Here is a 25779-nt window from a genome sequence, read left to right on the forward strand (position 1 = left end):
TTAGCGGCTGCTAACTATTATGCAGTATATCACAACATTTCTCTGAAGTCAAGTAATGCGGTGCTTTACAATCCGGCTTTACGTACTTCGCAGATCGTTTCTGTCTTGACCCGTCTTTATTTTTCAAAAGTAATCCGAATGATCTTCATTCTTACAAGACTGTCGCAGAACTTGATCATCAGCTTGTGGATGCCGTTGACTTCTTTGTAGATATCTCTGTAACCGCGCATATAGCTTTTGGCTGTGACAGAGCTGAACCGGGGACTCCAATTTTGAAGCGATGTTTCATCCTCTATCGAGAAAAACGCGCCTACGTCTGTGATACCCGCTTCCTTCAACCATGTTTTCATCATCATCTTAGCGCCTCGCTTGTTGCAGGCGTCAAACGCGAGAACAGCTCCCCCGAAGCGGTTCGCTATCGTACAGAACAATTTTTTTACGTCCTCGGTCTTGAAGTAATAGAATACACCCGCCGCAAAGAATACAGCGCCGTCGGAAGCGTCGATAAGATCAAACCAGCTGTAGTCATTAAGATCGCAGGCGATATTTTTCTCGCGTTCACCGGCGGGTAGCAGTCCGTTTCTGATCTTGATCACATCGTGCATATCGATATTGTAGCCCTTGCACTCTCCGTTATCGACCTTGCTGAACGTGTCGTCCAGTCCGCAGCCGAGGTTCACGACAGCCGCTTTAGGATGCGTTTTCAGATAATCCCGTACCTCGCAAATCAAATCATAATGGCGCTGAGCGACCTCCAGTGCGCCGAACTGACCTGCGACAGATTCCATTTTCTTTTTCTGTGAATCAAAATCATAGTCCAGCCGATCGCAGATGCGCTCCGCGTTCTTATCCTGCAGCAACTCGGGGTAATGCTCGGAGCATATCTTTCTGCCGTAAAGAGGTATCACGAGCGTTTCCTGCACGGTGTTTTTCTCAATATGGTATTTCATCCTATCTCCTTATCTCACTCTTCTGCACTCACGGGCACTACCTTCGGCAGATAGCCCGATCGGGCGTTTACTTCGGTGTCATCGTCCTCTTTGTATCCGTCATAGGGAGCTGAGGGATCGTGCGGCTTCTGCTTCTTGAGAGAATTGCAGATCTTGTCCTTGTGACGGAATACAAATTCAAAGTCGTCCGTCCAGCCGGTGTGTCCGGTGATGACCTTCGGGGTCAGTCCTCTGTCTTTCAGCTTTTGCTCCAATTCCGCGAGCGAGCGCTTGGCAAGCTCGTTGTCCTCAGCGAGAGAGTTGATGAAGCTGTAGCCGCCGTCCGCGCCGAACCAGATGGTATCGCCCGTAAACAGATACTCGTCGTCGATCAGATACACCATGTGTCCCCATGTATGACCGGGGCAAAGGATACATTCTACCTTGATGCCGTTGATATCCAGCATCTGACCGTCCTGCAATAAAAAGCGTTTATTCTCCGACTTGACCATCGGCAGCTTATAGAGTCCGAAGATGACTTTTCTGCGGACTTCTCCGGTCAGGTATTTGTTTTCGATCTCGCTGAGATAGAGGGTGGCGCTTTGAAAAAGACCGTCGCTGTCTGTTTCCACCGCTCCGACATGATCGGTGTCCTGATGGGTAATCAGAATATGCCTGATGGTTGACGGGTCGATATCCAGCCAGTTCATCTTCTCTTGCAGTCTGTCATAGTTGTAGCCCGCGTCGATCATGATCGTCGTGCCGTTTTTGGTATAGAAAAAGATGTTGACGATCCACTCGCGCACACAGGCGACGTGTTCATCGATCCAACCTGTATTCAGCGGCTTGAATATCTCTTTGCCCCTGTAACCGAAGCTCATCACTTTTTTCTGAAAATTAGACGCTTTCTTAGACATTCATATTCTCCTTTACTTTTTCGGGAACCACGGGATACAGCGGTTCACCTTTTTGCAATACTCCTTGTACTCTTCGCCGTAAAGCTCGCTGAGCCACTTTTCTTCCGTATTCTTCAACAGAACAGTCAGAAACGCCCGGTAGAGGAACGGCAGGATCAGGAACAGCACATTCCCTCCGATCATCAGCACCCCTGTGCAAAGGATCAGAATCGCTGAGTAGATCGGATTGCGTACCAGCGCATAAGCGCCGGTTGTCATCAGATGATTATGAAGTATCCCGTCGTCGATCTTTGTGATGATGACCGCATATACCCACAGGAAAACGGCAAAGAGGATCAGTATGATTCCGATCACGATCAGCGGGATCCTCAAAGCCGCTATATTTCCGCATTTAAACACAGGCAGGTTTCTGCAAAGCATCGCCGCGACCGTCAGCGCGATCACAACGCTTCCGAATACCGGACCCGGTCCGTAGATCGGAAGGTGATCTTTATTGTTTTTCATGTATATCGCCTCTTGCAGTTAGCTGCTGCTAACTATATTATATCACAAGTCTTTCAATAACGCAATATCCTCTTGATGATTCTGACAGTCAAGGATAACTGTCAAGCCTTTTTTCTGATGATTCACTATAAAGCCGCTATAAAAGCCCGCAACCGTTGGATGATAAACAGATTGTTATTGTTTACACGATACGCAACTACGGCGGAGCGTATGAAGCAAAGAGATATTCTGAACTAAGAGAAACACGGATAGATATGAGATTATGCGCATCGGATGGAAGATGGTTTATCCTCGATACCTTTGTTTACAATGATATGCCGTATGAAGATTTCCTAAAGGAGGAAATCAAAGTGCAGAGTTTGATACAATTCAGCGATAGCCTTGCAACCTGAAAACCAAGGGGGTGCAAATCCATTTTAAGGGGTGCATTTCACAGGCAGGGGGTGCAAAACTTTATTATCTATTCTGCATTTATGCATAATTCACAAAATCATACTCTTTAAAAACTAAAAGTACTCATATATTCGCATAAACTTGCACATATATTCGCATAAACTTGCGAACGCCTCTTGATTTTCGTGATAAGATGTGCTATAATATTTGATTAAAACTAACCAATAAAAGAGGAGGGGAGAAAAATGGGAGTATCTTACAACAGGTTATGGAAGTTGCTAATTGATGAAAAGATGAGCGTCTCAAACCTTAGAAAGTTGGCAGAGATTGCTCCGAATACCATGACAAAGCTGCGGCGTGATGAAGCGGTGAATCTTGCATTCTTAGGAAGAATCTGTCGTGTCCTTGGCTGTGACTTCGGCGATATCATGGAGTATGTGGATGAAACAAAGGACGTAAAAGCAACATAAGCTCTACCTATATTTTTTTTGAACAATAGTTAGCAGTGTCTAACCGGTAGAAATACATAAAGGAGAATAATCAGAATGGGACTTTTCAAGAAGTATGTGAATCAGACAAGAAAGCCGGAGGGATTCCTCGGCAAAATGATGGTGAACGGCATGAACGGCGGTCATGCAAAAATGGCTGACTGGGGGATGTCTCATCTGCCGGAGATAAAGCCGGAAGAAATGTTGGAGATCGGCTGCGGCGGAGGAAGGAACACCGGAGTGCTTATGAAGAAGTATCCTTTCGCAAAGATAACCGCCATAGATTATTCGGAGGTGTCGGTTGCCAAGGCAACAGGGTATAACCGATCCGGGATCGAAAGCGGAAGATGCAAAGTAAGGCAGGGGGATGTATCAAATCTTGATCTGCCCGATGAGAGATTTGATTTAGCCACGGCGTTTGAAACGATTTATTTCTGGCCGGGGCTTGAAAAGTGCTTTGCTGAAGTTTACAAGGTCTTAAAGCCGGGTGGCTTTTTTATGATCGTGAATGAATCGGACGGAAAGGATGAGATGAGTCTTAAATTCGAGAAAATCATAGACGGCATGAAATGCTACACACCAGAGGATATAGAGGCTGCACTGAAGAAAGCCGGATTTACAAAGGTAAAAAAAGTTCATCATAAGACAAAGCCGTGGATAACGGTGCTTGCGAGGAAGTAGTATGAAGAATTTTGTTAAGGAAGGTCAGAAACTGCCTTTGTACGGCGTCGGTCCGTACATCGTTTACGGTATGGCGGGCGTAACGATAGCAGCTATCGTGATATTCCACTACATACTGAAAATCGGAATACTCGGCAGTCCATGGATTTTGATTTTCCGTATCATCGCCGGCTTGCTGATTGCTTTGGGGCTGGTGATTTGGGGAATTGGTTCGCTCGGCTCCGGCATGGATAAGAATATATCGGAAAACAAGCTGAAAACAGACGGCATTTACGCCTGGGTCAGAAATCCGATGTACAGCGGTTGGTGGATTCTTATCCTCGGAATCAGTTTGATGTGGCATAATGCTTTTCTGCTGATTCCGCCGCTGATCAACTGGGGTATTATGACCTTTGTTTTGAAAAGAACAGAGGAAAAATGGCTGCTTAATCTGTATGGCGATGAATACGGGCAGTATCTGAAGCGAGTGAACCGCTGTATCCCGTGGAAGCACAGAAAATCATCATGAGAATTTTGATCTATCCGAACGAATTCTCTCAGAAGGCTTTTGACTTTTATTTACAAGGAGAGTAAGAAACAATGGAAAAATATAAAGTGGAATCCGGCACGGTTCAGGAAACGTTGATGATGCCCCTTTACGGCAGAGTTTACTGCGAGGAGCATTCTCCGAAGACCTTCCCGAACAAGGCGGCGAAAAGGACGGCAGAAAAGGTCGATTACGACTTTGGCAAGGTGCAAAGCTCGGAGCTGAACATGATCGTATGGGGACTTCGCGCCCGTTTGCTGCAGGAGGCGGCAAAGGACTATCTGAAAACGCATCCGAAAGCGACAATCATAAACCTCGGCGGCGGGATCTGCTTTGACGGCGAGAATCAAAAAGGTGTGGATAAGTCCAACAAGATCGTACAAAAGACCGGCAACGGCACAAAGATATACTTCCCTACCGAGGACTCAAGAGCTATGTTTGCATCCTGGGGTGATTGCTTCAAAAAAGTAATTGAGAGACCGTTCCCGAACTATGTCAAAAAAAGCAGTGAAATACCGTTCAAGTGGAAATTCGTTCTGTCTCTCGGCATGAAGCTCGGTATGGTGAAAATCATTGACGTTTCGTTTTGATGTATATAGCCTATTATGAATAAACTTTAATCTGGAGGTTTTACTTATGAGTAAATTGGAAGGTGTAGCGGACACCCTGTATATTCCGCTTACGGCAAGGATCTATGTCTCGGAGCATTTTCCGGAATATTTTCGTGATGAAAAGGCAATCTCGCTTAAGAATGAAATGCCGTATGAAGAAATCGCGGCAAAATCCAGCGAGTATTTCCATATGGCAGGAGCGTGCAGGTTCTATAACACAGACCGCATGATATGTACACCAATGTGAGAGTGGAAACATGCTTGGCAGAAGGAATTTTCAAGTGTGTGAAATAGAATTCAGTTGTAAGAATGCACACACGGCACCCACCCAGCCATCACCGGCGGCGGGGAGCGTATATAGAAGAAAATTGGAAAGGAGCGTTTCACTTGACCGATACATTATTTGAATACGACCATTTGCCGATGCGCTCCGAATACAGGATGCCTAATATCCATTCACATCTTACCAGTTATCTGACAATTATTAGGAAGGTGATTTTTATGTCAATCAGAGCAGGATTATTCAGAAGGATGATGCGTTCACAGAATATCAACCCAATTGCACATCCCGAAATGCAGGAGAAAATGAAAGCGATGTCCGCAAAGTATTGTCATACCAAACCGAAGAAGGGGTATATGCTTGAATGTCTGACAACCGAAAGCGGTACTAAATATCAGCGTATGAAAAAGGAAAACGCCGTATCATCGGGAAAGGTCATTTATTACATTCATGGTGGCTGCTATATTAGCGGCCTGACGTATAACTATCGTGATTTTTGCGCACCGTTCTGTGATTTGGCTGAGGGTGTTGAAATCATATTGCTCGATTACACCCTGATGCCCGACAATTGCTATCCCACGCAGCTCAACGAAGCGCTCGACTTGTGGAGTGAGCTTACGGTAAAACAGAATATCAACCCGGAACATATCATCATCGGCGGAGACTCCTCCGGTGGTAATCTGGCGCTGGCGCTTATGCTGAAATTAAAAGATACAGGCAGCGCACTGCCGAACAGTATTTTCCTGCTGTCACCGTGGACGGATATGACCGCCTCTGGGGAGAGCTATGTCAAAAATTATAAGCGAGATGTTGAAATTGGCGATAAGAATGGCATGTTTGACGGGCAAACAAAACAGAAGCTGTTAAGCAGCTATCTTTATGATTATATCGGCGATAACAACAGGACAGATCCCTATATTTCACCCGCCTTTGCCGATTACAGTGACTTTCCGCCAATGCTCCTTTTTGCGGGCGAGGATGAAATGCTCCTTGACGATACCCTCACGGTTTATGAAAAAGCGAAGAAATCGGGTGTAGATGTCAAATTGGAAACGCAGCCGAAAGTGTTCCACTCCTATGTGCTATATACGAACTATATGCCGGAGAGCCAGCATTCGTATCAGACGCTGAAAGAATTCATAGCCGACAGATTATAATAAAAATCAAGCAATTTATTTTTTTGAGGAAATTCGTTGCTATTTGGAATAAAAATAACGCCAAGGTGTATATTTTTCGGTTAGACGCTGCTAACATATAATAGTTGCGTTTAAAACAAAAAATGCAACGATTATATGTTAGGAGGTCATTCGTTATGAATGAAAAGAAAAAACTGCAGGCAAGGGATTTTATCACCATCGGTATTTTTACCGCTATACTCTGGGTTGTCCAGATGGTCATTATGTATCTTGGTTTCCTTTCGCCTCTTATCGTTGCCGGATATGCCGTGCTGATTCCGATCGTTACAGGTATTCCGATGATGCTCTATTATGCAAGGATTGAAAAATTTGGTATGCTTACCATCACTTCTATTATAGTAGCTATCCTGCTGTTCATTTTTGGCATGGGATTGACAGGCGCACCAATCTGCATTGCTGCGGGACTCATTGCTGACCTTATTGCAAAGTCAGGCAATTATAAGAGTAAGAAGAAAACAATTCTCAGTTATGCTGTATTCTCGCTGTGGGTTACCGCAAGCTACCTCCCACTTGTTATTACAGCTGATTCCTACAAGGCAAGTCTTCTTGAAGGCGGTTATGATGAATCGTTCGTCAGCACATTATTTACGCTTGTAACACCGAAAACTTATCCGATCATTATTGTTATTTGCTTTGTCTGCGGCATTATCGGTGCCCTTATCGGTAAAGCGGTGGCAAAGAAGAATTTTGAAAAAGCAGGGATTATCTGATGAGAGAGGCAAAAGAGAAAAAAGAAATTTCCGGATGTCTGCACTTGGATCCCAGAAGTAAGCTTCTGATTCTTGTTCTCTTCTCTGTCGTTGTGATGATTGACGTTGTGAATGGCCAGGCCTATATCGTCCGGGTCATCATGACGTTTATACCTGTTGCTCTCGTGTGTCTGGAGGGGAAAATATACATTGGTGTGCGGTTTACGGTTTTATTCATTCTCGCGACCTGGCTTCAGACTTATGCACAGCAGCATTTCGGCGGCGTTCCGGGGATGCTTATCCTTTTCCTTTGTTATATGGTTACACAGTTCGCCCCGACAATGATTACTGTATGGTATTGCATATCAACTACAAAGATCAGTGAGTTTATGGCAGCTATGAACAGGATGCATGCCCCACAGGGGTTATCTATATCTATTGCCGTCATGATGAGATTTTTCCCTACGCTTGCTGAGGAATACAGATATATAAGAGACGCAATGCGTATGAGAGGTATCCAATTTGGAGGTGGGAAGGCAACAAAAATGGTTACCTATCGGCTCATTCCGCTTCTGTTCTCCTCAATAAACATAGGAGATGAACTTTCTGCTGCCGCAGTCACGAGAGGTCTTGGCGCACCGGTAAAGAGAACTAATGTGTGTGAGATAGGGTTTCATATGACGGATTTTGCTATTCTGACTGTCATGACAATCCTGACGGGACTCTATTTGTTTTACTCATTGCGAAGCGGGGTTAAAATTCTATGATTGAGATAACAAATGTAAATTTTCATTACGCCGGTCTGGAGCAGGCCGGTGTTAAGGATATAAATCTTTGTATCCCAGATGGAGAATGTCTTTTGCTCTGCGGTGCGTCAGGTTGCGGAAAAACTACGATCACAAGGCTTATAAACGGATTGATACCGCATTTTTATAAAGGAGAGCTCTCTGGAAAGGTCATGGTTAACGGAAGAAAGATAAACGAGCAGCAGCTTTATGACCTCGCCCAGGTTGTCGGGAGCGTATTTCAAAATCCACGGAGCCAGTTCTTTTCCGTGGACACAGACGGAGAGGTCGTCTTTGGCCCGGAGAATATAGGACTGTCAAAGGATGAGATATTAAACAGGAAAGATATGGTTCTGCATGAGCTTAATCTACTGAAGCTCATGCAGCGAAGTCTTTTTGACCTTTCCGGCGGCGAAAAGCAGAAAATCGCATGTGGTTCTGTGGCGGCATTACTGCCGGATATCATTCTGCTGGATGAACCGTCTTCTAACCTTGACTGGGATTCCATAAAAGATCTGGCAAATGTGATCAGACTTTGGAAATCACAGGGGAAGACAGTGATCATATCAGAACACAGACTTTGGTATCTGGCAGACTTGATTGATCGTGCGGTTTATATGGAAGGCGGGCGGATTGCAAAGGAATGGGACAGGGATTCTTTCCTGAAGCTGACAGAAACGGAGCTTGCCTCTTTTGAGCTGCGTCCGATGACGCTGGAAGAAAAATATATCAGGGAATTTAATGACAACGGCGGGAAGAAACCTCCCATAGCTGAAAACCAGGAGCATTCAAATTCTTCAGATATCCAAATCAGGAACTTTTATTTTACGTATACTCCCGAAAAATACCTGTTCTTCAGAAAGAAGCTTACACCGAAAAACGAAGATATCTGTCATCTCAGGATTCAAAGCCTTGATGTCAAAAAAGGCGAAATCATCGGTGTTATAGGGAAAAACGGCTCAGGCAAATCTACCTTTCTGCGGTGTTTGTGCGGCCTGGAGAAAACCTGCATCGGCAAGGTGTACATTTCCAAAAAAGAATATAAAGGCAAGGGACTCACAAAAATATGCTACATGGTCATGCAGGATGTCAACCATCAGCTGTTTACAGACAGCGTTATGGCCGAAGTGCTCTTGTCGATGAAAAAAGAGGATGAGCATGAGGCGGAAAAGATTCTTAAGAGCCTGGATCTTTACGAATACAAGGACAAGCACCCGATGGCTTTGTCCGGCGGTCAGAAACAGCGTGTGGCTATTGCCTCTGCTTTGGCAGCGGAGGCAGAAATTCTTCTGTTTGATGAGCCCACGTCCGGGCTTGATTACAGGCACATGAGGGAAGTTGCCGCACTGCTTAAGGAGCTTGCCGGAAAAGGGAAAACAGTATTTGTTTCAACTCACGATCCGGAGTTGGCAGTTGCGTGCTGTGACCGATTGATTCATATATCGGATGGATATGCGTATGAGACATGATAATCGCAACGACGAATGCTTTGAAACCAGCATAAAGGAAAATATTCTTAAGGAATATCGGAAAATATCCGGCGCAGGGTTACACTGGGACAGAAAACGAATTGATATTCCATTGCCGGCGGAGCGGGAAGAAGCGAACGGGAGGCTCACCATGATATTCCCTGGTGGGCCAATCCTGCTTAATCTGATAGACATAAGGACGCGGGAAATAGCAGAAAACATTGCTGATCCCGAGAAAAGCAAAAATGTGTATAGGGTACTGAAGATCAATTACTGCATCGCAGGCAGGTGTGAGCTCCGGCTTCGCAGCGGTGAATGTACTTACCTCACAGCAGGGGAAATTGCCGTAGATGCAGGGCAGACCCTGAGTACGTTTTACTATCCTACTGGTGAGTACAGAGGATTTGAGATTGCTGTCTATTTGGACTTTCTTCCCCGGGAATACAGCGTGTTCGGCGAATGTTTTTCTTCACCGGAAGGGATCTATGATCTTTGCTCGGAGTTAGAGCGTCCATGGATACGAAATGCGGCTGAACCCGTCAATGGGATGTATGAAAGGCTCAGGATATATATTGACGAATATGATAATCCAGAACTGGTTCTTCTGATATGTCTGGAGGCATTCTCTTTGCTTTCACAGATGGATTTCTCCAAGGCAAGCATACGAAGAACTTACTGCACGGTCTCACAGGTAGAGATTGCAAAAAGTACAAGGGATATGATCGTGTCCGATCTCTCTGTGCGATATACGGCGAGAGAACTTGCAAAAAACTTTGGCATCAGCGAAACCAGTCTTAAAAATTATTTTCGCAGTGTTTATGGGTGCGGCTACGCAGAATATCAGCAGATGATCCGTATGGAAAACGCAGCAAGACTTCTTGAAGAAACGGAAGATAAAGTGGCTGATATAGGACAGGCTGTGGGGTTCGCAACGCAAGCCAAATTTGGAGCGGCATTTAAGGAGTGCTTTGGTGTCACACCCCTGGAGTATCGTAGAAGAAGCAGACTTGGCGAACTGTAAGGAGAGAATACTCCCCATCACGCGATGTAAAATCGGTGTTGAGGAGTTTTCTTTATGCCCTTATTTCCGTCCCGTCCTTCATGGTGAAGCGGATGTCATTCTTGCTGTAGACCGTCACGAATTCCACCATGCCGTGCCAGAGGGTAGCGTCGTATTCCGTGACAGCTTCTTTGCTTTCCTGCAGGATTTCGAGGTAATGCTCGATGGACTTGCGGCGGGAATGCTTGTCGTGGATTTCAGCCTCCACCTCGTCAAGGCGGCTCTTTGCCTTTTCGTACCGTGAGGTCAGGCTCTCGTATTCCCTGTTGTAGTCTGTCTGGTTCTGCGCCACATGTGCGTTTTGGTAGGTGCCGTCCTGAATCAGTCCTGCGACAATGTTCAGTTCATCGGTCAGTTCCGCTTTCTCCTGTTCAAGAGCGGAGGTGTCAAAGACGCTGTCCTTGATAAGGCGAAAGGTCTCGATAACCGTGTCCTTGTCGGCGAGAGCCTTGTTCGCCGCCGTGATGAACGCCAACTTTATCTCGTCCTCGGTCAGGTGTGGTGTGGAGCATTTTTCGCCGCCGTACTTGTGGTTGCACCGCCAGATGACCTTGCGGTACTGGTCCGTTCTGTGCCAGACCTTCGTCTTTTTCGTAAGGTAGTCCACGGTATAGGTTTTCTGCAAAAGGGCGTCGCCTTTGTATTTTTCGTTGGAAAGTATCCGCTTGACCGTGGTGGCGTTCCATTTCGGCTTGCGGGAGGGAATGAGGTCGCCGTCCGACTCAAGCTGGCGGCTGATGCCGTAGGTCGTCATGCCCTCAAGGAAAAGGCGGGAGATTTTCTTTATCGTTTCCGCCTCCGCAGGGTTTACCACCATCCTGCCTCAGGGCCTTTGTCGTAGCCGAGAAATCTTGTTCTTTTCGGCAAATGAAGAACGATTCAAAACCGCTGTACCGATATAAAACCTTTCTGTGTTCATCTTTACGCGGTTGATATAGGTTGCCAAAGCCGCCGTGAACAGCATAAAGGCAGATATACCTTTAGCGTTGATATAGTCAGTGATTTTTTGTGCTGATTCTTTTTCTATCACAAAGGTTTTGCGATTGGATTGAAAGGAATCGCTCTGCTTATCCGACAGGCATGTGACTTCATCACATTTTTTGAACTGCTGTAATAAGAAAGCTCTGTCTTTATCATATGGATATATCAAATCTCCCGATAACGCTATCCGTCATGAACAGGAGTTGTCCGCAACATTGACAGAACAACAGAAAATAATACTTGAAATAATCAAAGACAACCACACAAAGTTAATGAGCCTCGGCGAACGCGACGCGTTTTGCCGAGGTTTTTCATTGGCTGTCAGGCTGATGATTGATTCTATGAGCGACAAAACTTAACGCGAAAATTTCGCCCTGTGTCGCGCGAGTAAAAAGTGCGCAGTCGTACCCAACCAAACCGAACAAAACCCACACAGGCGATTTGTGGGCGCTTGTGTGGGGAATTTCAGAGAACAACGAAAGTGCAGCGGATTAGCTCTGCTGCACTTTCGGTTATATCAGTTTTATCAAATTTTCATGGAGTATATAGCGCGAAACACCGTTGCTCTGCGGGTCTCGAATGATGATGGAGTCAAACTCCTTCGGCAGCCATTTTTTACTGAAAGTGCCGTTGCCGAAATAAGCGTCAAAGTTCGTGACCGGAAGAACTACTTTATCTGAATCCAGAGGCTTGTTGGCTATATAATATTTCACCAATAATTCGGCGGCAGGTTGGGCAGAAAGAGAGACATGTGTTTTGATGTATTCGCTGATACTGTCAGAAAGAGAAAAATCTTTGTTTTGAAGTTTTCCCAACTCCAGCGCATCGGCGAGAATATCGTCAAAACGCAATATCCACGAGCCTATGGTTGTATTTGAAAAAATCGGCACCTGAAATTGAATGAACTTCTTCTCCCATTCCTTGTCAAAGCCCTTTCGCAGTATTTCGCACTTTGAAACGGTCGTCTTGCTGACGGAACCGGGATTGTTTTTGACAAAACCGCAGATGTTATGAACATGACGGTAAAACCAGCCGCGACCTTCTTCGTCCACTAAATCGGGAAATTCTGTATGAAGCTCATTGAAATTAGTGTTTGCTTTCCAATCGTCTTTCTTTTCTGTCGGTAAACTGCACCAAGCCCGCAATGCCCCTTTTGCGCGGTCAATATCAGGCATTTCCGATTCAAACATATATCCGCGCGCAACCGTTGTCAAAACTCTGTGAAGCCCGATTTGTTTTATCAGCATGTCAAAGGTAAACCGCCCGAGAAATGACATATCGTGTTTGCCGTTGGCGCTGTACTTTGGAAACTGCGTATAAGATTTGAATTCATCAATTTCATTCAGCATTTTTCTTCACCGCCAATACATGTGTATAAACTGCTTCAGGCAGCAGCTCCCACAGCAAATCACGCTTTCCGAGAGCCACTACATACGGCACTGCTTTCTTCGGCTTGATGATTTTATCCATCAAAGCTCTGCACGCAACAGCAACCGCCTGACGGTAACTTTGCGCGTGAGATTTATTCAAATATGCCTCCATCATTTCCGCAAACTCCTTCGAGTCGTTTGACCGGAGGAGTTTTTTTCGTTCTGTAGCATTGTTTTCGTCGTCAATATCACAAATTAAGTCGCCAAGCACGCGGTAACCGCCAAAGCGGAAATCTGTCAGTAAGTTATAATAATCTTCAAATTCAGGGAGAAACTCACTCAGAAAATCAAGCCGTGAATCCCTATCCATCAAATGCCAAGACTGATTTGTCAATTCACTACGGATTGACGATATTCTCTCAGGTGACAACTTTGAAAATTCGGCATAGAGCGCGTCGCTGTCAATCACATCTTCCTGTCCGCGTGAATACAAAATACGGTCAATATCATTTTGACTTGCTTTATTCTTAATCGGCGCGCGGCAGGCGCGTATTCTGGATAAAACCGCCTCATATTGCTGCAGCAAAAATCCGACGGAAGATAAAATATTTGAGTCCAAGCTATCCTTCCAATCAGACTTAGCCGCAAAGGTAAACAGCTCGCTGTTCTTTGCCAGTTTCGGATTTAGACGTTTAGTGTTTTCCTTTAGCTGCTTGGCTAAATACGGCAACCGCTCCACATTCGAGGTCACCTTATCCCAATCGGTTGATACAAAGAATTGCTTGATTTTCCTCTGCGGCGAATCCTCATACCAAGCATGATTACGGTCAAGCTCCAACAGAGATTTGTATTTGAGAAACAGATTGTGCGCCCTGCGTTCCTTTACGAGATATTCAGACAAATCAGGCTTCACGCCGCTTTTGACGGAATCAATCTCCAAACCTGTCAGGATAGATAACACTTCCGTCTGCTCACGGCAACGCTGACGTTCCTCGGCGTTGGAGTTTTCATCATAAGCGATAATGCTCCTGTCAAACGCAGCATTACAAATTTGTCCGACACGCGAGGAAAAGGTATCTCGCACCGTCACAAACCGGTCATGCCAGTCGTTGGCGTTTCGCGTGACCGGTTCTTCCGACGGAATATACAGCAGAGGAAGATTGCTGCGGTCATTCAAATCGTCATATTCGTAATTCCGCTTCACACATTCGTTAAGCAAATCGTCGGCAATCGTTTTTATCATATCGCCGTCAAAATCCGCACCGCCCAAACGCTGTGCCGCAAGGCTCTCGGGGTCTACCATTACAACGTCTGTCAACTGAGAAAGATAGTATTTTCTCATATTACTTGACTTGCCATAAAGTCTGAGCTGAATCTCCTCGTTTCGCGCTATATGCGGATTGCGCAAAAGTGTACAAGCCGCGTCGGCATCATATGATGCGCCCGGCGAGTAAAAGCTGTTTTTGTTGAACCTTTCTGTCATTGCTCTTGACCAAAACACGCTTTGTCGATGATTCCTTTTGCCACTGGAATCAATCATAAATATCAACAAATCCAGCAAATCATCAGAGAGAAAACGGTTGTCGCCTTTTACCAACAGCCTGCCTAAACTGTACTGCCGAATCAGCTTGTCAGCGTTGTCATTCAGCTCCTTGACACACGCTTTTTCATTGACAAACAAAGGATTCTTTTTAGTACACTTGCCAAGAGCGTTGTTTTTATTTATAAAATACTGCCTGCGAAAATCTTCATTCAAACAGAAATCATAATAACGCTGCTCTGTTGCCTTTGTAATCCATTCTCTTTTATCCTTGGCAGGGCTGTTCTCCCAGCCGTCAGGCAAATCATGCGGACGAAATTCTTCCGCAGTCATAGATAAGGTATTGAGAAATTGATAGTTCAGCTCCGTGTGGTCGTCGGGTTTCACCTTGCTGACATTGGTGATATACAACGCATGATTATATTTTTTGAAAAAACTTAAATAATCATTCCAATCCATTCCGTTTTCGGTCAGCCAACCGTAACCCTTAAACATACTTTGCGTGAGTATCATTTCCACTTGATCAACAGGATGGCGAACGCCCCAAATATCAGTTATATATTGACAGCCTGCACTTTTCAGGAAATCCTTGAAATTAACCTCGTGAACCATACCCTTGACATACGGCATACGGATTTGGAAGGAATGGTGAATGTGTTTGCCGCAATAAATACTGTCAACTGTTTTCGCAAGATCCTTGGAAATCAACCCTTCGCCGTCATGGCGAAGAACCGTAATATCCCGTAATTCCTCCTTGCGGTTATACTTTTTGACCGCTTCACTGACAGCGGTTCCATCTACCGAAACAACTTTTGATTGAGCGCGGTAGGTTTCATTTTTTACTACAATTACCCGATGAGAATCCGCAAGATTGATTCCGCCAATTCGAACTCCGCCGGAGAGCATCAAACCGTTATAGGCATAGAGCTTTGAAAGCTGACAGTCACCGACCACCATGTCCATCATGATTCGTCTGCGCACTTCATCGTGAACATCTGCGCGGATAAACGACAGCTTTGCCTGACGGCTCATACTGCCTGAACGCTCAAAGGCAAGGTAACGCTGAGCGCCGTTCCCGAAGTCAAGTGTTACACCCTCAGGGCGAAACATCGCTTCGGCTTTCTTCTGCCGTTCCATCATTTTCGGAGAGTTGCCCCTGTCAAAAATACCGTTGAAGTCAACATAGAAAATCACGTCCTGCAAATTGGAAAGCACCGTCTCGCTTTGTGGCGGTTCAATATTGCTGCCGTGGAGAACACACATTGTCTGATAAAACAGTGCGTTGTCATCCTGCTCATCAGCCGCTTCACGCATGATGCACTTGCGCGTGCCTGTTTTGCTGAGATGAAATGTATATTGATTGTTTTCCTCTTTCGCGTAACTAATAAGTGAACGCGCAGAGAGCATGTGGATTTTATATCGCGTATTCAAATTACATCACCTACCATCAATATTATCATAAATCCTTTTGAAAATCAACCTATTTGCATATATGAATACTACTCCCACTTTTCACGAGGTGGGAGTTTTGTATTTGCAAAAATATTTCCGAAAGGAGGAATTACCCATGAGTAATTCAAAAGACAACCTTTTACAGTATCCGCTTCCGTACAAGGTGGTGGACGGTTGCCTTTACAAAGAGGTAACCAATAAAAGCGGAATCACGTCTAAAAAACTCTGTAACTTTCTGCCGTACATTGTCAGCGAGGTCAGTGTTGACGACGGCGCAGAAGTAAAGACAGTGCTTCGTTTGGGTGGCGTTCATTCGAGCGGCAGAGTGCTGCCGGAGATTGATGTGACAGGTGCGGAGCTCGGAACCTTCAACTGGCTGATAGAACGCTGGGGAGCGGATTGCGTTCTGGAACCGGAGAGAAGCGTTAAGGAATACGTCCGACATGCCATTCAGCAAACGGCGGAGAACGCGGAGAAAATTCAAACCTATCATGTTACCGGCTGGAAAATGATAGACAATCATTGGGAATATCTGTTGCCGAACGACGGCAAGCACGATGTCAGTCTGAGAGGAAAACTCAGCCGTTATGAGAGGGCTGATAATTGGAAAATCTCGGATTTGGCAAATGTATTTTTTATGGTAAACACTATGCCGTTTGCGCCTGCCGAAATCACGCTGCCGTTGTTGTCGTACACATTTTTATCACCGCTGAATGAGTTTCTTCATCAGGCAAATTTTGAGCCGAAATTTGTCCTCTGTCTGCTCGGCAGAACAGGCACGCGTAAGAGTACGCTGGCGGCGTTGTTCCTGTCGTTCTTCGGAAGATTCAACAGTTCGGACTTACCGCTTTCGTTCCGTGACACGGCGAACAGTATTATGTACAACTCTTTTTCTTTGAAAGATGTACTCACCTGCATCGATGACTTTCACCCAAGCGGTAGAAAAGAGGCAGCAAAGCTAACTGAGACCGCGCAGCTGATCATGCGCGGCTACGGTGACCGCATTGGCAGAGGAAGATTGAAATCGGACTCCACTCCGATGGAGTCGCAACCGCCTCAGGGCAACGCTATCATCACAGCCGAGCAGGCTCCTGACATTGGCGAAAGCGATACAGCAAGGTATTTTTGTATGGAGCTGTACGACGGTATGATCGATTTGCGTAATCTTTCAAGCTTTCAGCGTGAAGCGGAGAACGGTACACTCCGCAGTTGTATGCTGGCATACACGGAATGGATAAAGACGCGGTTTTTGAAAGACAAAGATACAGAGCGGTCATTTGTCAATCAGTTGAAGAAAAGCTTTCATAATTACCGTCAGGAGTTTATCAATTCAGGAATCCGCTGTCACGGAAGAGTACCCGAAATCTACGCGTGGCTGATGATAGGAATGGAATACTTTTTATCTTTTCTGTTTGAGCATGATGCCATTTCCGAAGAAGAATATCAGGCAACTTTTATTCAGTGCAGAGATTGTCTTTATGAGCTCGCGAAAAAGCAGAGCAGTAGTATTGAGCAGGACAAACCGACGCACAGATTCATTCAAAAGTTATAATCCTTGATTGAAAGCGGACAGGTCGTTTTGCTTGATAGAGACAATCCGTTTGACTTCAAGCCCGTAAACTATATCGGCTATCAAGATAATGAAAACTATTATCTAAATGCCGACATCGCGCACAAACAGGTGAAGCGGTTATGCAATGAGCAGGACGAAGCGTTTTCGATTTCCAAAAACGGATTGATAAAAGCACTCGCTGAGGAAGGCATGACGATTTGCGACAAGGGCAAGAACACAAAGTCTATCCGCTTAGGTGATAAAACGCTCCGCTTTGTCTGTTTGATAAAGGACAAGGCTGACGCTGTTGCTGCGTTAGCGCAATAAAGGGGTGACGCGGGTGACAAAGTTTCAAAACCGCCGTCAGCACTGGATTTTTCCTTTTTCTGTCGGGGTGACAAATGTGCAGCATGTTGCATATTTGTCGCTCCGATTTATTTCAGAAAAGCTGATGAACAGTGCGATAAGGTTTCGTGTTGCTCCTGTTGCCCCAAAATTCAGCATACCCACTCTACAAAACAGAGAATTAAATCCTGTTTTATTGCCAGTTTCGCCTTTGTATTACGACCGCCCTCATTCGGGCGGCCGCAAAGGCGGTTGCGAGCTAGGCCCGCGCCCCTATTTTGAAAAACCAAGGAGGTATTAATTTTGAAAAAACAACCGAAAACCGAAATTATTTCAACGAGAGTTACGCCCGAACAGAGAGAAATTATCGAAGAAAAGGCGTACTCTTTCTACCGAACGCCGAGTATGTATCTGCGAGACTGCGCGCTTGATAAGAAGATTATCGTTGTCAATGGCGTAGATGATGCCGCAAATGAGCTGAGAAAAATCGGAAACAACCTCAACCAACTGACGAGAGCAGTCAACTCAGGTTATCTTTATGAGGTCAATCTTACCGCAACAAGAGAGGAGCTGAAACGGATATGGCAGTCGTTAAATTTGTTAACTCAGGAAGTCCGATGAACAATATTTTTGATTATGTCACGCGCCTTGAAGCGACAGAGAGCAAATTGATCAGCGGAGTCAACTGCGCACCCGAGAGCGCGCTCGAAGAATTCCGGTTTGTCAAGAAGCGGTTTCACAAGGAGGACGGCAGAAGTTACTACCACATCGTGCAGTCCTTCTCACCTGACGATGACCTCACGCCGGAGAGCGCGCACGAAATCGGATTGAAGTTTGCCGAGTACTTTCCCGGATTTCAAGTGCTTGTTGCTACGCACACAAATACCCATGCCATACACAATCATATTATTATGAACAGCGTGAACTGCGAGAACGGCAAAAAGTTCCACCAGAGCCGCAACGAAATGCTGCAGGCAAAAGAGTATTCCAATCAGCTCTGCCGCGTGTATGGCTTGAGTGTTACCGAGACCAAAACCAAGAATCCGCGCAATGCAAGATGGAAACGTGACCTGATAGAAACCGCGTCCTACTCCATTGACTGGTCGGCGACAAAGGAAGAATTCATAGAGTATATGCGCGAGCACGGCTACAAGGTGCAGTGGGAGGACAGGTATAAATATATCACGTTCACCACGCCCGAAGGTCACAAGGCGCGCGACAACAAGCTCTTCGACGAGCGGTTCCTCAAGGATAACCTCGAGGTGTACTTCGCTCTCGGTGGTTGCGACAGCGCGATCCTCGACCCGTACTTCGACTACGTCACGCCGTATCACGACGACAGCTACACGATGACTTACAGCGACGGCTTGATCAATCTCCTCGGAGATATACTTTCGTCCGTGCCTGCGGACTACTATTATCAACCGCATTACGTCAACGAAATAAATACGATGGAGAAGTTGAGGTTGGAGAAAATTCTTGGACGAAAGATTTCCAACGAAGCATTCCGCACCTACTGCACGCGTGAGGACTACGAACGAGAGCAGGGAATCGCGCAAACTTATTAATATTTCTCCCGATTTCATCTGGACTTTGCCCAAAAGGTGTGGTAGTGTTTGTGTCAACAAAACGGCGCGGCGATACCATACGCGCGTATTAACAAAAAAATATGAAAGGAAACATGATTATGCAAACCGAAAAGAAAACCAAAATCAGCTCCGTGCATTTCAAATATGTCGGCACGAACGAGCAGTACAACGCTTTCATCAAAAGCGTTATAAAAGACTATATCACTGATGACAGCTTGCTTCCCGATGCGGAAGAAGAAATAATCGTTGCCAAAAAGTCTGCTTAACGGCAGGCTTATTTTATATCCAACAGGAGGAAACAAAATGAAAGTATGGCTATACTATCGGCTCTCACGCGATGAGGACGCGGAGCTAAACTCGCTCACGAATCAGAAAAATATCTTCGTGGAGTATGCAAAAGCCAACGGTCACGAGATCGTCGGCGAATCGTTTGACGACAACGTCAGCGGTATGCACTTCAACCGTGAGGGCATCAACAAGATCTATGAACAGGTCGAGCAGAACAATATTGAGGCGATCATCGTCAAGGATATGTCACGGCTCGGCAGACACAAAACGCAGACAGCTCTGTTCATTGACTATCTAAGAGAGCACGACGTCCGCGTCCTGTCGGTCACCGAAAACCTCGACACGAGCAATGAGGATGACGATTTGATCATCGGCTTCAAGGGCTTGTTCAATGATATGTACGCGCGCGACATCAGTAAAAAGGTCAGAGCAGGTATGGTACAAAAGCAGAAGAAAGGCTTTGTGATGATACCGCCGCTCGGCTATTTCAAAGATAAAAACACCAATCAAGTGGTTGTGGTGGAAGAACACGCGCAGATCGTCAGAAGAATATTTGATATGTATCTTGAGGGCTATGGCTTTTCCGCCATAGCCCGTATCTTTAATGAGGAAGGAATCAAGTCGCCTGCCTACTATCAAAAGCAGCTTCTCGGCAAGAGTCTCGGGTACAACAAGCCGAAAATCGGCTTAAAATATCTGTGGGATAACACAGGAGTAAAGCGGATCCTGCAAAACGAATTCTATATCGGAACGCTGACCTGCCACAAGACCTACAACAATAAAATCACCCACATCCGCAAGGACGTTCCGAAAGAAGAACAGTATGTTCATGAAAACTTTGTAACGCCGATTATCTCAAAGGAAAAGTTTGAGGTAGTCCAAAAGATGATTGAGCAGAAGAAAAAAGGCAACGTCAGAGCGAGTGCTGGTCAGCCCTGCCACCGCTATTCCGGACTGCTTGAATGCGGCGACTGCGGATCGACCTTCGTAGCAATCAAGCGGAAATGGCGCGATAAGCCGTTGAGAATCGAATACGCCTGCAACGGCTACCACCGCTACGGCAAGGAAAATTGCTCCGCGCATCGAATCAACGAGAGCGAAATTGACGATCTTGTCTACAATGAAATTCTGAATATCCGTGAACAGGCAATGGAAAATTACAAGAATATTGATAACGACGTGCGCCGATGGCTGAAATAGAAAAGCACTGTCACCGGCAAAATCAAGCAGCTCAACGCCGACCTTGAACAGCGCAAATCCGACCAAAAGGAGATCCTGCTCGAACGTATCCGTGACAAGGAGCACGCCGAGATATATGATGAAATGCTCGCTGCCTGTGAAAACGACATCAAGAAAATCTCCGGCGAGCTGTATGATATTCAAAACTACAGTGAAACCATCAAAAAACGCAAGGCAGAGATGAAGCAGACAGTCGATTTGATTGAGGAAATCGTAAAGGAAGGTCAAATCAGCAACGCCAATCTCCGGCAGTTGGTTGACAAAATCATTATCTTCGAGGACGGAGAAGGGCTGAGGATCCAGATCAACCTGAACGCCGCCTTCACAGAGCATATGACGATATTCGGCGACGACGGAAATGAATTAGCCGATCTTCAAGTGATCAATAATAAATATCCTCTTGCTATGAAACGAAGGATAAAGTTCAAGGAATAATCAAACTGCATAATCAGTGCGCTAAAATGAATTGGCAGACGCGTAAGGTTATCAACTAAAGATTTAGTAATAGCGACCAAATCTAACACTCTGAATTTGTTGAAAACAGCCAACACATTCACGAGCATACCTTACGCGTCTGCCAACATTTTTTGTATCCTAAAACAGCAAAAAGCCCGATAAAATCGGGCTTTTTTTGGTGCGGATAAAACATACCTTTATTATTCCGAAACCGCCTACCTCGCTTGCTGCGGCGTGTGTATCGCCATAATGCAGCGTAACTCTCTCGCGGAAAACAGTCCACCGGACTGTTTTCTTTTCGCTCGCCTTCAAGTCCTATTATCCGCTTGATTGTAAATATAAATCGGACACCCAAAAGGGTATCCGATTTATATGGTGCGGATAACAGGACTTGAACCTGCATGAAATTGCTTTCACATGGACCTGAACCATGCGCGTCTGCCAATTCCGCCATATCCGCATATTTAATTTTTTGCAAGTAAGAAACGTGATTTTGCAAGTTCACCGACGTGGTGTAACCTGAACCATGCGCGTCTGCCTATTCCGCCATACCTGCATATAAATCCTCTATTTTTACACGGCGAGGAAGCCGAGGTGGGGCTATTTTCAGCATAAATGCCTTTAGCCTGTTCCACATAATTACAGTTAAAATTGCTTAGCTGTTTAAGTGCTGAAATCAGCATAAACAACACTGCTTATTATATCAAATGTTTTATCAATTGTCAAATGCCGACTTGGGTTTTACTGAAAATTATTTTTGTTTATTTCAAAGCCGTCATATTGACCAATGTCACAAAGTTTGATATCGTGACAGCCAAGACGTGTGCTTAAAGGAGCAAGCTCCATATAGTCGCCGTACAAAAAAGTTAAGTATTTATCATACTCTTTTGGCACAGGTAACTTATGCCCCTCAAAGTCTACGTATATTACTTCATCAAGACATTCAGCAGGGAAGCTTCCGTTATAAACGTTTCTGCCCATTCCGTCGTAAAGATATTTTGCATTCTTTTTTCTTTTAAAGAAACTTAACGTTTTTCTTTCAAGCCAAAGACTAAAGCGAATGGGGAATACCTTGATGCAAAAGTTGGTAAACGCCGATTGAATTTTGTTTCCGTTTTCAACTTTTCTGTTATTCCATTTGTTAAAAACAAGTGCTCGTGTAAACAATGTCATTGCAAGATGCAGTTTTTGTCCTAATTTTGAATTGGCTGTTTTGTCATGACAGAAAATGTCAAACGCAAGTCCATTGTTCATTTTCTTGTGGTTCTTTGCAAAACCCGTCGCAAAAACTGTATTGTTAAGTCTGAATTTTGCAAATTCATAATAACAGTTTTTGTCATTTTCATTTGTCTGAAATGACATTGACGGAGGCATTTCACTCTCTGCAATTTCACAGAATTTGTCGTAATCTTCACGAAGCATCATTATGTCTGCGTCATCGTCCCAGGGGATAAATCCGTGGTGCCTTATTGCTCCCAGCAAGGTTCCGCCGCCGAGAAAGTACTTTATGTTGTGCTTCTTGCATATTCTGTCAACTTCAAGCAGATACGCAAGCAAAATGTTTTGAATTGATGTGAGTCTTCCGTCGTGATTATGAGGCAGACTCATGGCTTTGTTATCGCTCATATTGCTCATAACGCAAAGCTCAAGTGCCGTTTCAAGGTTAATCATCGGTTTGCAGCCGTGTTCGTCAATCTTATTGGAATTGATTGCACAGTAATCAATGTCTTTGTTGTCGCTTATGTTGATTTTTGCCTGCTCTCCGTAAACATCATGCAGGACAGCAGCTAACATTCCGGTTGAAGCGGTTGAATTTATGCCGCCAACGTTGTAAGTTTGGTTTGGCTCGATGGTTGTCAGAGCATAAATTATTGCCCTGAAGACATCACTGATATATACAAAAGAATATTTTTTAAAAGAATTAAAAATTTGAGTTTCACGACCTGCCGCAACGTCACTCAAAAGTTTGTCGATGAATGTATTAATTCCGGAACAAGCTCCGAGAATTATTCCTGTTCGCAAAATTGTAAGGTCAAAGCCTGCTGACTTCGATGAGCAGCACCAGAAATTTTCAATTGACCTTAACAGCTGAGAATCCGACGAGCAAGAGCTGTCAAGGTTGATTTCAGCGTATTCGTTTTCAGAATAAACCCTGTGCGGAATGGAGTTTCCGTAAACACGGCTGTCACTGATTATCACGGTTTTTGCACAAGATTTTTCAGCAACTTGCGATACAAATTTTACCGCATTAATTTCATCGATAAATGCGGTTGACGGAGTATTCGCCTTTACGTTACAGTATCCCGTTGATACAACGTAATTGACAGCAGACAGCTCGGCTAATGAATTCAGTTCAATGAATTCAAAGTCATCTCTTAGCAAAATCTCCGGGAAAAATTTTAGTAATTCGTCCTTTGATTTTGCTGTATAAATCACCCTTGTGTTTAGATTTTTTGTATCATTAAGATACAGCAGAGCATAGCAAAAACAACGGGCAAGCTCGTGACCGTAAATTAAAAAAGTTTTGCCTTTAATTTTTGATAATATTTCTTTCTCAACTGTGGGCATTGCCGCCCAGTCAGCCTGAAATTCGTTTAGTTTGTCTTTTATGCTCATATTGTGTCCTTTGTTTGAAGCTCAACTATTTTAACACTGCGTCTGATTCCGTCTGTAAGGTTAACCTGCGGTTTCCACCCAAGGTTGTTAAGTCTTGCGGCGTCGAGTATTTCAGGAGTCGGTGCCATAGGCGAGGGAACGGGTTCTTTTTCGTCCTCGGAATTTGCAAAAGTGAGCTTTAGACCAAGGTTTGGAAAAGCTTCTACTGCGGCTTTTGCAAATTTTCTGATTGTAACGTCGCTGTCGGGATTTGCTATGTTGTATGGCGTACAGTTTTCACCGTCAGTCATAATTTTGAGCAGTGCAACCGCTGTGTCTGTTACGTAACAAAAGCTTCTTAATGCCGCACCGTTGCTTTTAAGCAGAATATTTTGTTTTTTTACTACGTTTGCAATGAATTGTGCCCAAACTCTGTCATCGTCAATTCTTGCAGGGCCGTAAATATATGCGGGCCTTGCAATTTTAATGTTCAGTCCGTATCCTTTGGCGTAGCAGCAGCCAAGAGTTTCGGCTGCACGCTTCCCTTGGGCATAACAGTTTTTATAATTGTCAATATCAATATATCCGATATCAGTTTCGGAAATTTTATTTTTACCGTTAAAGACTGTGCCGTACACCTTTAGAGATGATACTATAAGTGTGCTTTCGGCCTTGCTTGCCTTTGCATATTCAAGCACATTTAAAGTGCCCGTTAGATTTGCATCTATGGTTCCCTTGGGGTCGTGTTCAAAATAATAAGCACTTGCCTGGCTTGCGGCGTGAATTATAAAATCGGCACGACTGCACTTAATCGGTTGGCAGACATCCTGAACAATCAGTTGTATATCATTTCTTTTCAGCAATGCCCCGTATTTTTTTTTAGCGTTCTCTTTGTTTCTTACCAGTGCAATAATATTAATGTTACTGTTGTATAAGTCATTGCGAATCATCATTGCACAAATCAGATAAAAAGCAATAAAGCCGTTGCCTCCCGTGACGAACACGGTTTTGTTTTCAAGGCACGGCCAGTTAACGTTTGAGTCTGAAATTGTTTTTATGTCTTCGTATACATATGGGTGCAAATGGTTTTGAACATTATAATCCATATTTAAGTTCCTCTTTTGCAAAGTTTTTAAAGCTTTTATAGTAGTATCTTGAACGTAAAAATTGTAAGTCTTCCGGGGTGGTAACCTTAATGTTGTCACGTTCGCCTTTAAAAATATGAACAGTTTGTCCAAGTTCAATTAAAAGTTCGCTTGATGAAATGGGGTTTGTGATTCCCAGTTCTTCTGCTTTGTCATGTGCGTCCATAATTCTTTTCATTTTAAAGCCCTGCGGAGCTTGAGTGATGTACATTTGTTTTCTCGGCAGGCTCTTTGAACAGGTTTCTCCGTCCTCGCTCTGCAATACAGAGTCAATGCTCGGAGTTACAGGCACAGCAGTCTCATACTGTTCTGCGGTTTCAATGCAGTCCGATATAAGCTGCTTTGAAATAAGCGGGCGCACTCCGTCACAGATTAAAACAATGTCGTTGTCTTTTGAAAACTTTTGCACTTCAACAAGTCCGTTGTGAATGCTTCCGTGACCGTTCTCGCCGCCCTTTACAACAGAAGTAACCTTGTGTATTTTGTATTTTGCAATCAAATCCCACATATAGTCTATTTTGTCTGCAAGGCAGGAAATAACAATGTCGTCCACACTTGGGTGATTTGCAAAATTTTCAAGCGTTCTTATTATAATAGGCTTGCCTTCAACATCAATAAATTGTTTTGGAATATCAAGCGACTTCATTCTTGCGCCAACGCCGCCGGCAAAAATAACAACGTGTACCATTTGTTTCTCCG

At 44.6% G+C, this 25779-nt stretch carries 31 protein-coding genes and 1 tRNA gene; 20 read left to right on the plus strand and 12 right to left on the minus strand.

Going from position 1 to position 25779, the window contains the following annotated elements:
• Positions 1–116: 116 nt before the first annotated feature.
• The 3 genes from BLP46_RS04975 to BLP46_RS04985 are packed head-to-tail and all read right to left on the minus strand — an operon-like array spanning position 117 to position 2350.
• Positions 117–950: a class I SAM-dependent methyltransferase gene (locus BLP46_RS04975; protein WP_092976552.1), complete on the minus strand. Its 834-nt coding sequence runs from the start codon at positions 948–950 to the stop codon at positions 117–119.
• 14 nt (positions 951–964) lie between these two features.
• Positions 965–1846 carry an MBL fold metallo-hydrolase gene (locus tag BLP46_RS04980; protein ID WP_092976555.1) on the minus strand — a complete coding sequence of 294 codons (882 nt, stop codon included), beginning with the start codon at positions 1844–1846 and terminating at the stop codon, positions 965–967.
• 12 nt (positions 1847–1858) lie between these two features.
• Positions 1859–2350, minus strand: coding sequence for a methyltransferase family protein (locus BLP46_RS04985; RefSeq protein ID WP_092976558.1), 492 nt, complete (start codon positions 2348–2350; stop codon positions 1859–1861).
• A 155-nt stretch (positions 2351–2505) separates the two neighbouring features.
• On the opposite strand from BLP46_RS04985, the gene BLP46_RS12805 reads away from it, so the two are divergent.
• From BLP46_RS12805 to BLP46_RS05035, 11 genes are all read left to right on the plus strand, one after another.
• Entirely contained in the window at positions 2506–2742 is a 237-nt protein-coding gene (locus BLP46_RS12805; RefSeq protein WP_143000449.1) for a hypothetical protein, read from the plus strand.
• 246 nt (positions 2743–2988) lie between these two features.
• Positions 2989–3213 carry a helix-turn-helix domain-containing protein gene (locus tag BLP46_RS04990; protein ID WP_092976561.1) on the plus strand — a complete coding sequence of 75 codons (225 nt, stop codon included), beginning with the start codon at positions 2989–2991 and terminating at the stop codon, positions 3211–3213.
• Between the two features lie 75 nt (positions 3214–3288).
• The gene (locus tag BLP46_RS04995; RefSeq protein ID WP_092976564.1) at positions 3289–3912 is read left to right on the plus strand and encodes a class I SAM-dependent methyltransferase; all 624 of its coding nucleotides are present in this window, start codon (positions 3289–3291) and stop codon (positions 3910–3912) included.
• Position 3913: 1 nt separating this feature from the next.
• A complete protein-coding gene (locus BLP46_RS05000) occupies positions 3914–4420 on the plus strand; it encodes a methyltransferase family protein (protein ID WP_092976567.1) in 507 nt (168 codons plus the stop codon).
• A 116-nt stretch (positions 4421–4536) separates the two neighbouring features.
• Positions 4537–5028, plus strand: a complete 492-nt coding sequence (locus BLP46_RS05005) for a hypothetical protein (RefSeq protein ID WP_143000450.1) — start codon at positions 4537–4539, stop codon at positions 5026–5028.
• 46 nt (positions 5029–5074) lie between these two features.
• On the plus strand, positions 5075–5296 hold the full coding sequence (locus BLP46_RS05010) for a hypothetical protein (RefSeq protein WP_092976573.1): 222 nt from the start codon (positions 5075–5077) through the stop codon (positions 5294–5296).
• 254 nt (positions 5297–5550) lie between these two features.
• On the plus strand, positions 5551–6486 hold the full coding sequence (locus BLP46_RS05015) for an alpha/beta hydrolase (protein ID WP_167669182.1): 936 nt from the start codon (positions 5551–5553) through the stop codon (positions 6484–6486).
• A 155-nt stretch (positions 6487–6641) separates the two neighbouring features.
• On the plus strand, positions 6642–7235 hold the full coding sequence (locus tag BLP46_RS05020; RefSeq protein ID WP_092976579.1) for an MptD family putative ECF transporter S component: 594 nt from the start codon (positions 6642–6644) through the stop codon (positions 7233–7235).
• Positions 7235–7981 carry an energy-coupling factor transporter transmembrane component T gene (locus BLP46_RS05025; protein WP_092976582.1) on the plus strand — a complete coding sequence of 249 codons (747 nt, stop codon included), beginning with the start codon at positions 7235–7237 and terminating at the stop codon, positions 7979–7981. Before BLP46_RS05020 ends, BLP46_RS05025 begins: the two co-directional genes overlap by 1 nt.
• Complete coding sequence (locus BLP46_RS05030) at positions 7978–9468, plus strand: ABC transporter ATP-binding protein (RefSeq protein WP_092976585.1); 1491 nt, start codon at positions 7978–7980, stop codon at positions 9466–9468. The genes BLP46_RS05025 and BLP46_RS05030 overlap by 4 nt, the downstream gene beginning before the upstream one ends.
• Entirely contained in the window at positions 9458–10489 is a 1032-nt protein-coding gene (locus tag BLP46_RS05035) for a helix-turn-helix domain-containing protein (RefSeq protein ID WP_167669183.1), read from the plus strand. Before BLP46_RS05030 ends, BLP46_RS05035 begins: the two co-directional genes overlap by 11 nt.
• A 52-nt stretch (positions 10490–10541) precedes the next feature.
• On the opposite strand, the gene BLP46_RS05040 is transcribed toward BLP46_RS05035, so the two are convergent.
• Both BLP46_RS05040 and BLP46_RS05045 read right to left on the minus strand, forming a co-directional pair.
• Entirely contained in the window at positions 10542–11345 is an 804-nt protein-coding gene (locus BLP46_RS05040; protein ID WP_092976591.1) for a recombinase family protein, read from the minus strand.
• Positions 11346–11351: 6 nt separating this feature from the next.
• On the minus strand, positions 11352–11678 hold the full coding sequence (locus tag BLP46_RS05045; RefSeq protein WP_092976594.1) for a condensation domain-containing protein: 327 nt from the start codon (positions 11676–11678) through the stop codon (positions 11352–11354).
• Between BLP46_RS05045 and BLP46_RS13470 the strand changes: the two genes are divergently transcribed.
• Positions 11611–11868: a DUF6809 family protein gene (locus BLP46_RS13470; RefSeq protein WP_353961302.1), complete on the plus strand. Its 258-nt coding sequence runs from the start codon at positions 11611–11613 to the stop codon at positions 11866–11868. The genes BLP46_RS05045 and BLP46_RS13470 overlap by 68 nt on opposite strands.
• Before the next feature lie 153 nt (positions 11869–12021).
• On the opposite strand, the gene BLP46_RS05050 is transcribed toward BLP46_RS13470, so the two are convergent.
• Positions 12022–12858, minus strand: coding sequence for a hypothetical protein (locus BLP46_RS05050; RefSeq protein ID WP_092976597.1), 837 nt, complete (start codon positions 12856–12858; stop codon positions 12022–12024).
• Positions 12848–15850 (minus strand): hypothetical protein, encoded by a 3003-nt coding sequence (locus tag BLP46_RS05055; RefSeq protein WP_318259475.1) that lies wholly within the window; start codon positions 15848–15850, stop codon positions 12848–12850. The genes BLP46_RS05050 and BLP46_RS05055 overlap by 11 nt, the downstream gene beginning before the upstream one ends.
• Before the next feature lie 136 nt (positions 15851–15986).
• Here BLP46_RS05055 and BLP46_RS05060 point away from each other — a divergent pair, with 136 nt between their 5' ends.
• The 8 genes from BLP46_RS05060 to BLP46_RS05090 all read left to right on the plus strand — a co-directional run bounded on the left by BLP46_RS05060 (position 15987) and on the right by BLP46_RS05090 (position 21319).
• A complete protein-coding gene (locus BLP46_RS05060; RefSeq protein WP_092976600.1) occupies positions 15987–17423 on the plus strand; it encodes a hypothetical protein in 1437 nt (478 codons plus the stop codon).
• A gap of 27 nt (positions 17424–17450) precedes the next feature.
• On the plus strand, positions 17451–17750 hold the full coding sequence (locus BLP46_RS05065) for a hypothetical protein (protein WP_143000452.1): 300 nt from the start codon (positions 17451–17453) through the stop codon (positions 17748–17750).
• Between the two features lie 13 nt (positions 17751–17763).
• Positions 17764–18069 (plus strand): hypothetical protein, encoded by a 306-nt coding sequence (locus tag BLP46_RS05070; RefSeq protein WP_092976606.1) that lies wholly within the window; start codon positions 17764–17766, stop codon positions 18067–18069.
• A 2-nt stretch (positions 18070–18071) separates the two neighbouring features.
• Positions 18072–18389, plus strand: a complete 318-nt coding sequence (locus BLP46_RS05075) for a plasmid mobilization protein (RefSeq protein WP_092976609.1) — start codon at positions 18072–18074, stop codon at positions 18387–18389.
• On the plus strand, positions 18350–19336 hold the full coding sequence (locus BLP46_RS05080) for a relaxase/mobilization nuclease domain-containing protein (RefSeq protein ID WP_092976612.1): 987 nt from the start codon (positions 18350–18352) through the stop codon (positions 19334–19336). Before BLP46_RS05075 ends, BLP46_RS05080 begins: the two co-directional genes overlap by 40 nt.
• Positions 19337–19455: 119 nt before the next feature.
• On the plus strand, positions 19456–19623 hold the full coding sequence (locus BLP46_RS13000; protein WP_167669185.1) for a hypothetical protein: 168 nt from the start codon (positions 19456–19458) through the stop codon (positions 19621–19623).
• A 37-nt stretch (positions 19624–19660) separates the two neighbouring features.
• Positions 19661–20845, plus strand: a complete 1185-nt coding sequence (locus tag BLP46_RS05085; protein ID WP_092976615.1) for a recombinase family protein — start codon at positions 19661–19663, stop codon at positions 20843–20845.
• 123 nt (positions 20846–20968) lie between these two features.
• Positions 20969–21319, plus strand: a complete 351-nt coding sequence (locus tag BLP46_RS05090; RefSeq protein ID WP_092976618.1) for a hypothetical protein — start codon at positions 20969–20971, stop codon at positions 21317–21319.
• Positions 21320–21713: 394 nt separating this feature from the next.
• Here BLP46_RS05090 and BLP46_RS05095 read toward each other — a convergent pair.
• From BLP46_RS05095 to BLP46_RS05115, 5 genes are all read right to left on the minus strand, one after another.
• A tRNA-Leu gene (locus BLP46_RS05095) sits at positions 21714–21800 on the minus strand.
• A 4-nt stretch (positions 21801–21804) separates the two neighbouring features.
• Complete coding sequence (locus tag BLP46_RS05100; protein WP_092976621.1) at positions 21805–22023, minus strand: hypothetical protein; 219 nt, start codon at positions 22021–22023, stop codon at positions 21805–21807.
• 58 nt (positions 22024–22081) lie between these two features.
• Positions 22082–23956, minus strand: coding sequence for a LicD family protein (locus tag BLP46_RS05105; RefSeq protein ID WP_092976624.1), 1875 nt, complete (start codon positions 23954–23956; stop codon positions 22082–22084).
• Positions 23953–25041: an NAD-dependent epimerase/dehydratase family protein gene (locus BLP46_RS05110; RefSeq protein WP_092976627.1), complete on the minus strand. Its 1089-nt coding sequence runs from the start codon at positions 25039–25041 to the stop codon at positions 23953–23955. Before BLP46_RS05110 ends, BLP46_RS05105 begins: the two co-directional genes overlap by 4 nt.
• Complete coding sequence (locus tag BLP46_RS05115) at positions 25031–25768, minus strand: IspD/TarI family cytidylyltransferase (RefSeq protein ID WP_092976629.1); 738 nt, start codon at positions 25766–25768, stop codon at positions 25031–25033. Before BLP46_RS05115 ends, BLP46_RS05110 begins: the two co-directional genes overlap by 11 nt.
• Between the last annotated feature and the right edge of the window lie 11 nt (positions 25769–25779).

This window comes from Ruminococcus sp. YE282 (genome assembly GCA_900101355.1).
Classification (GTDB): Bacteria; Bacillota; Clostridia; order Oscillospirales; family Acutalibacteraceae; genus Ruminococcoides; species Ruminococcoides bromii_A.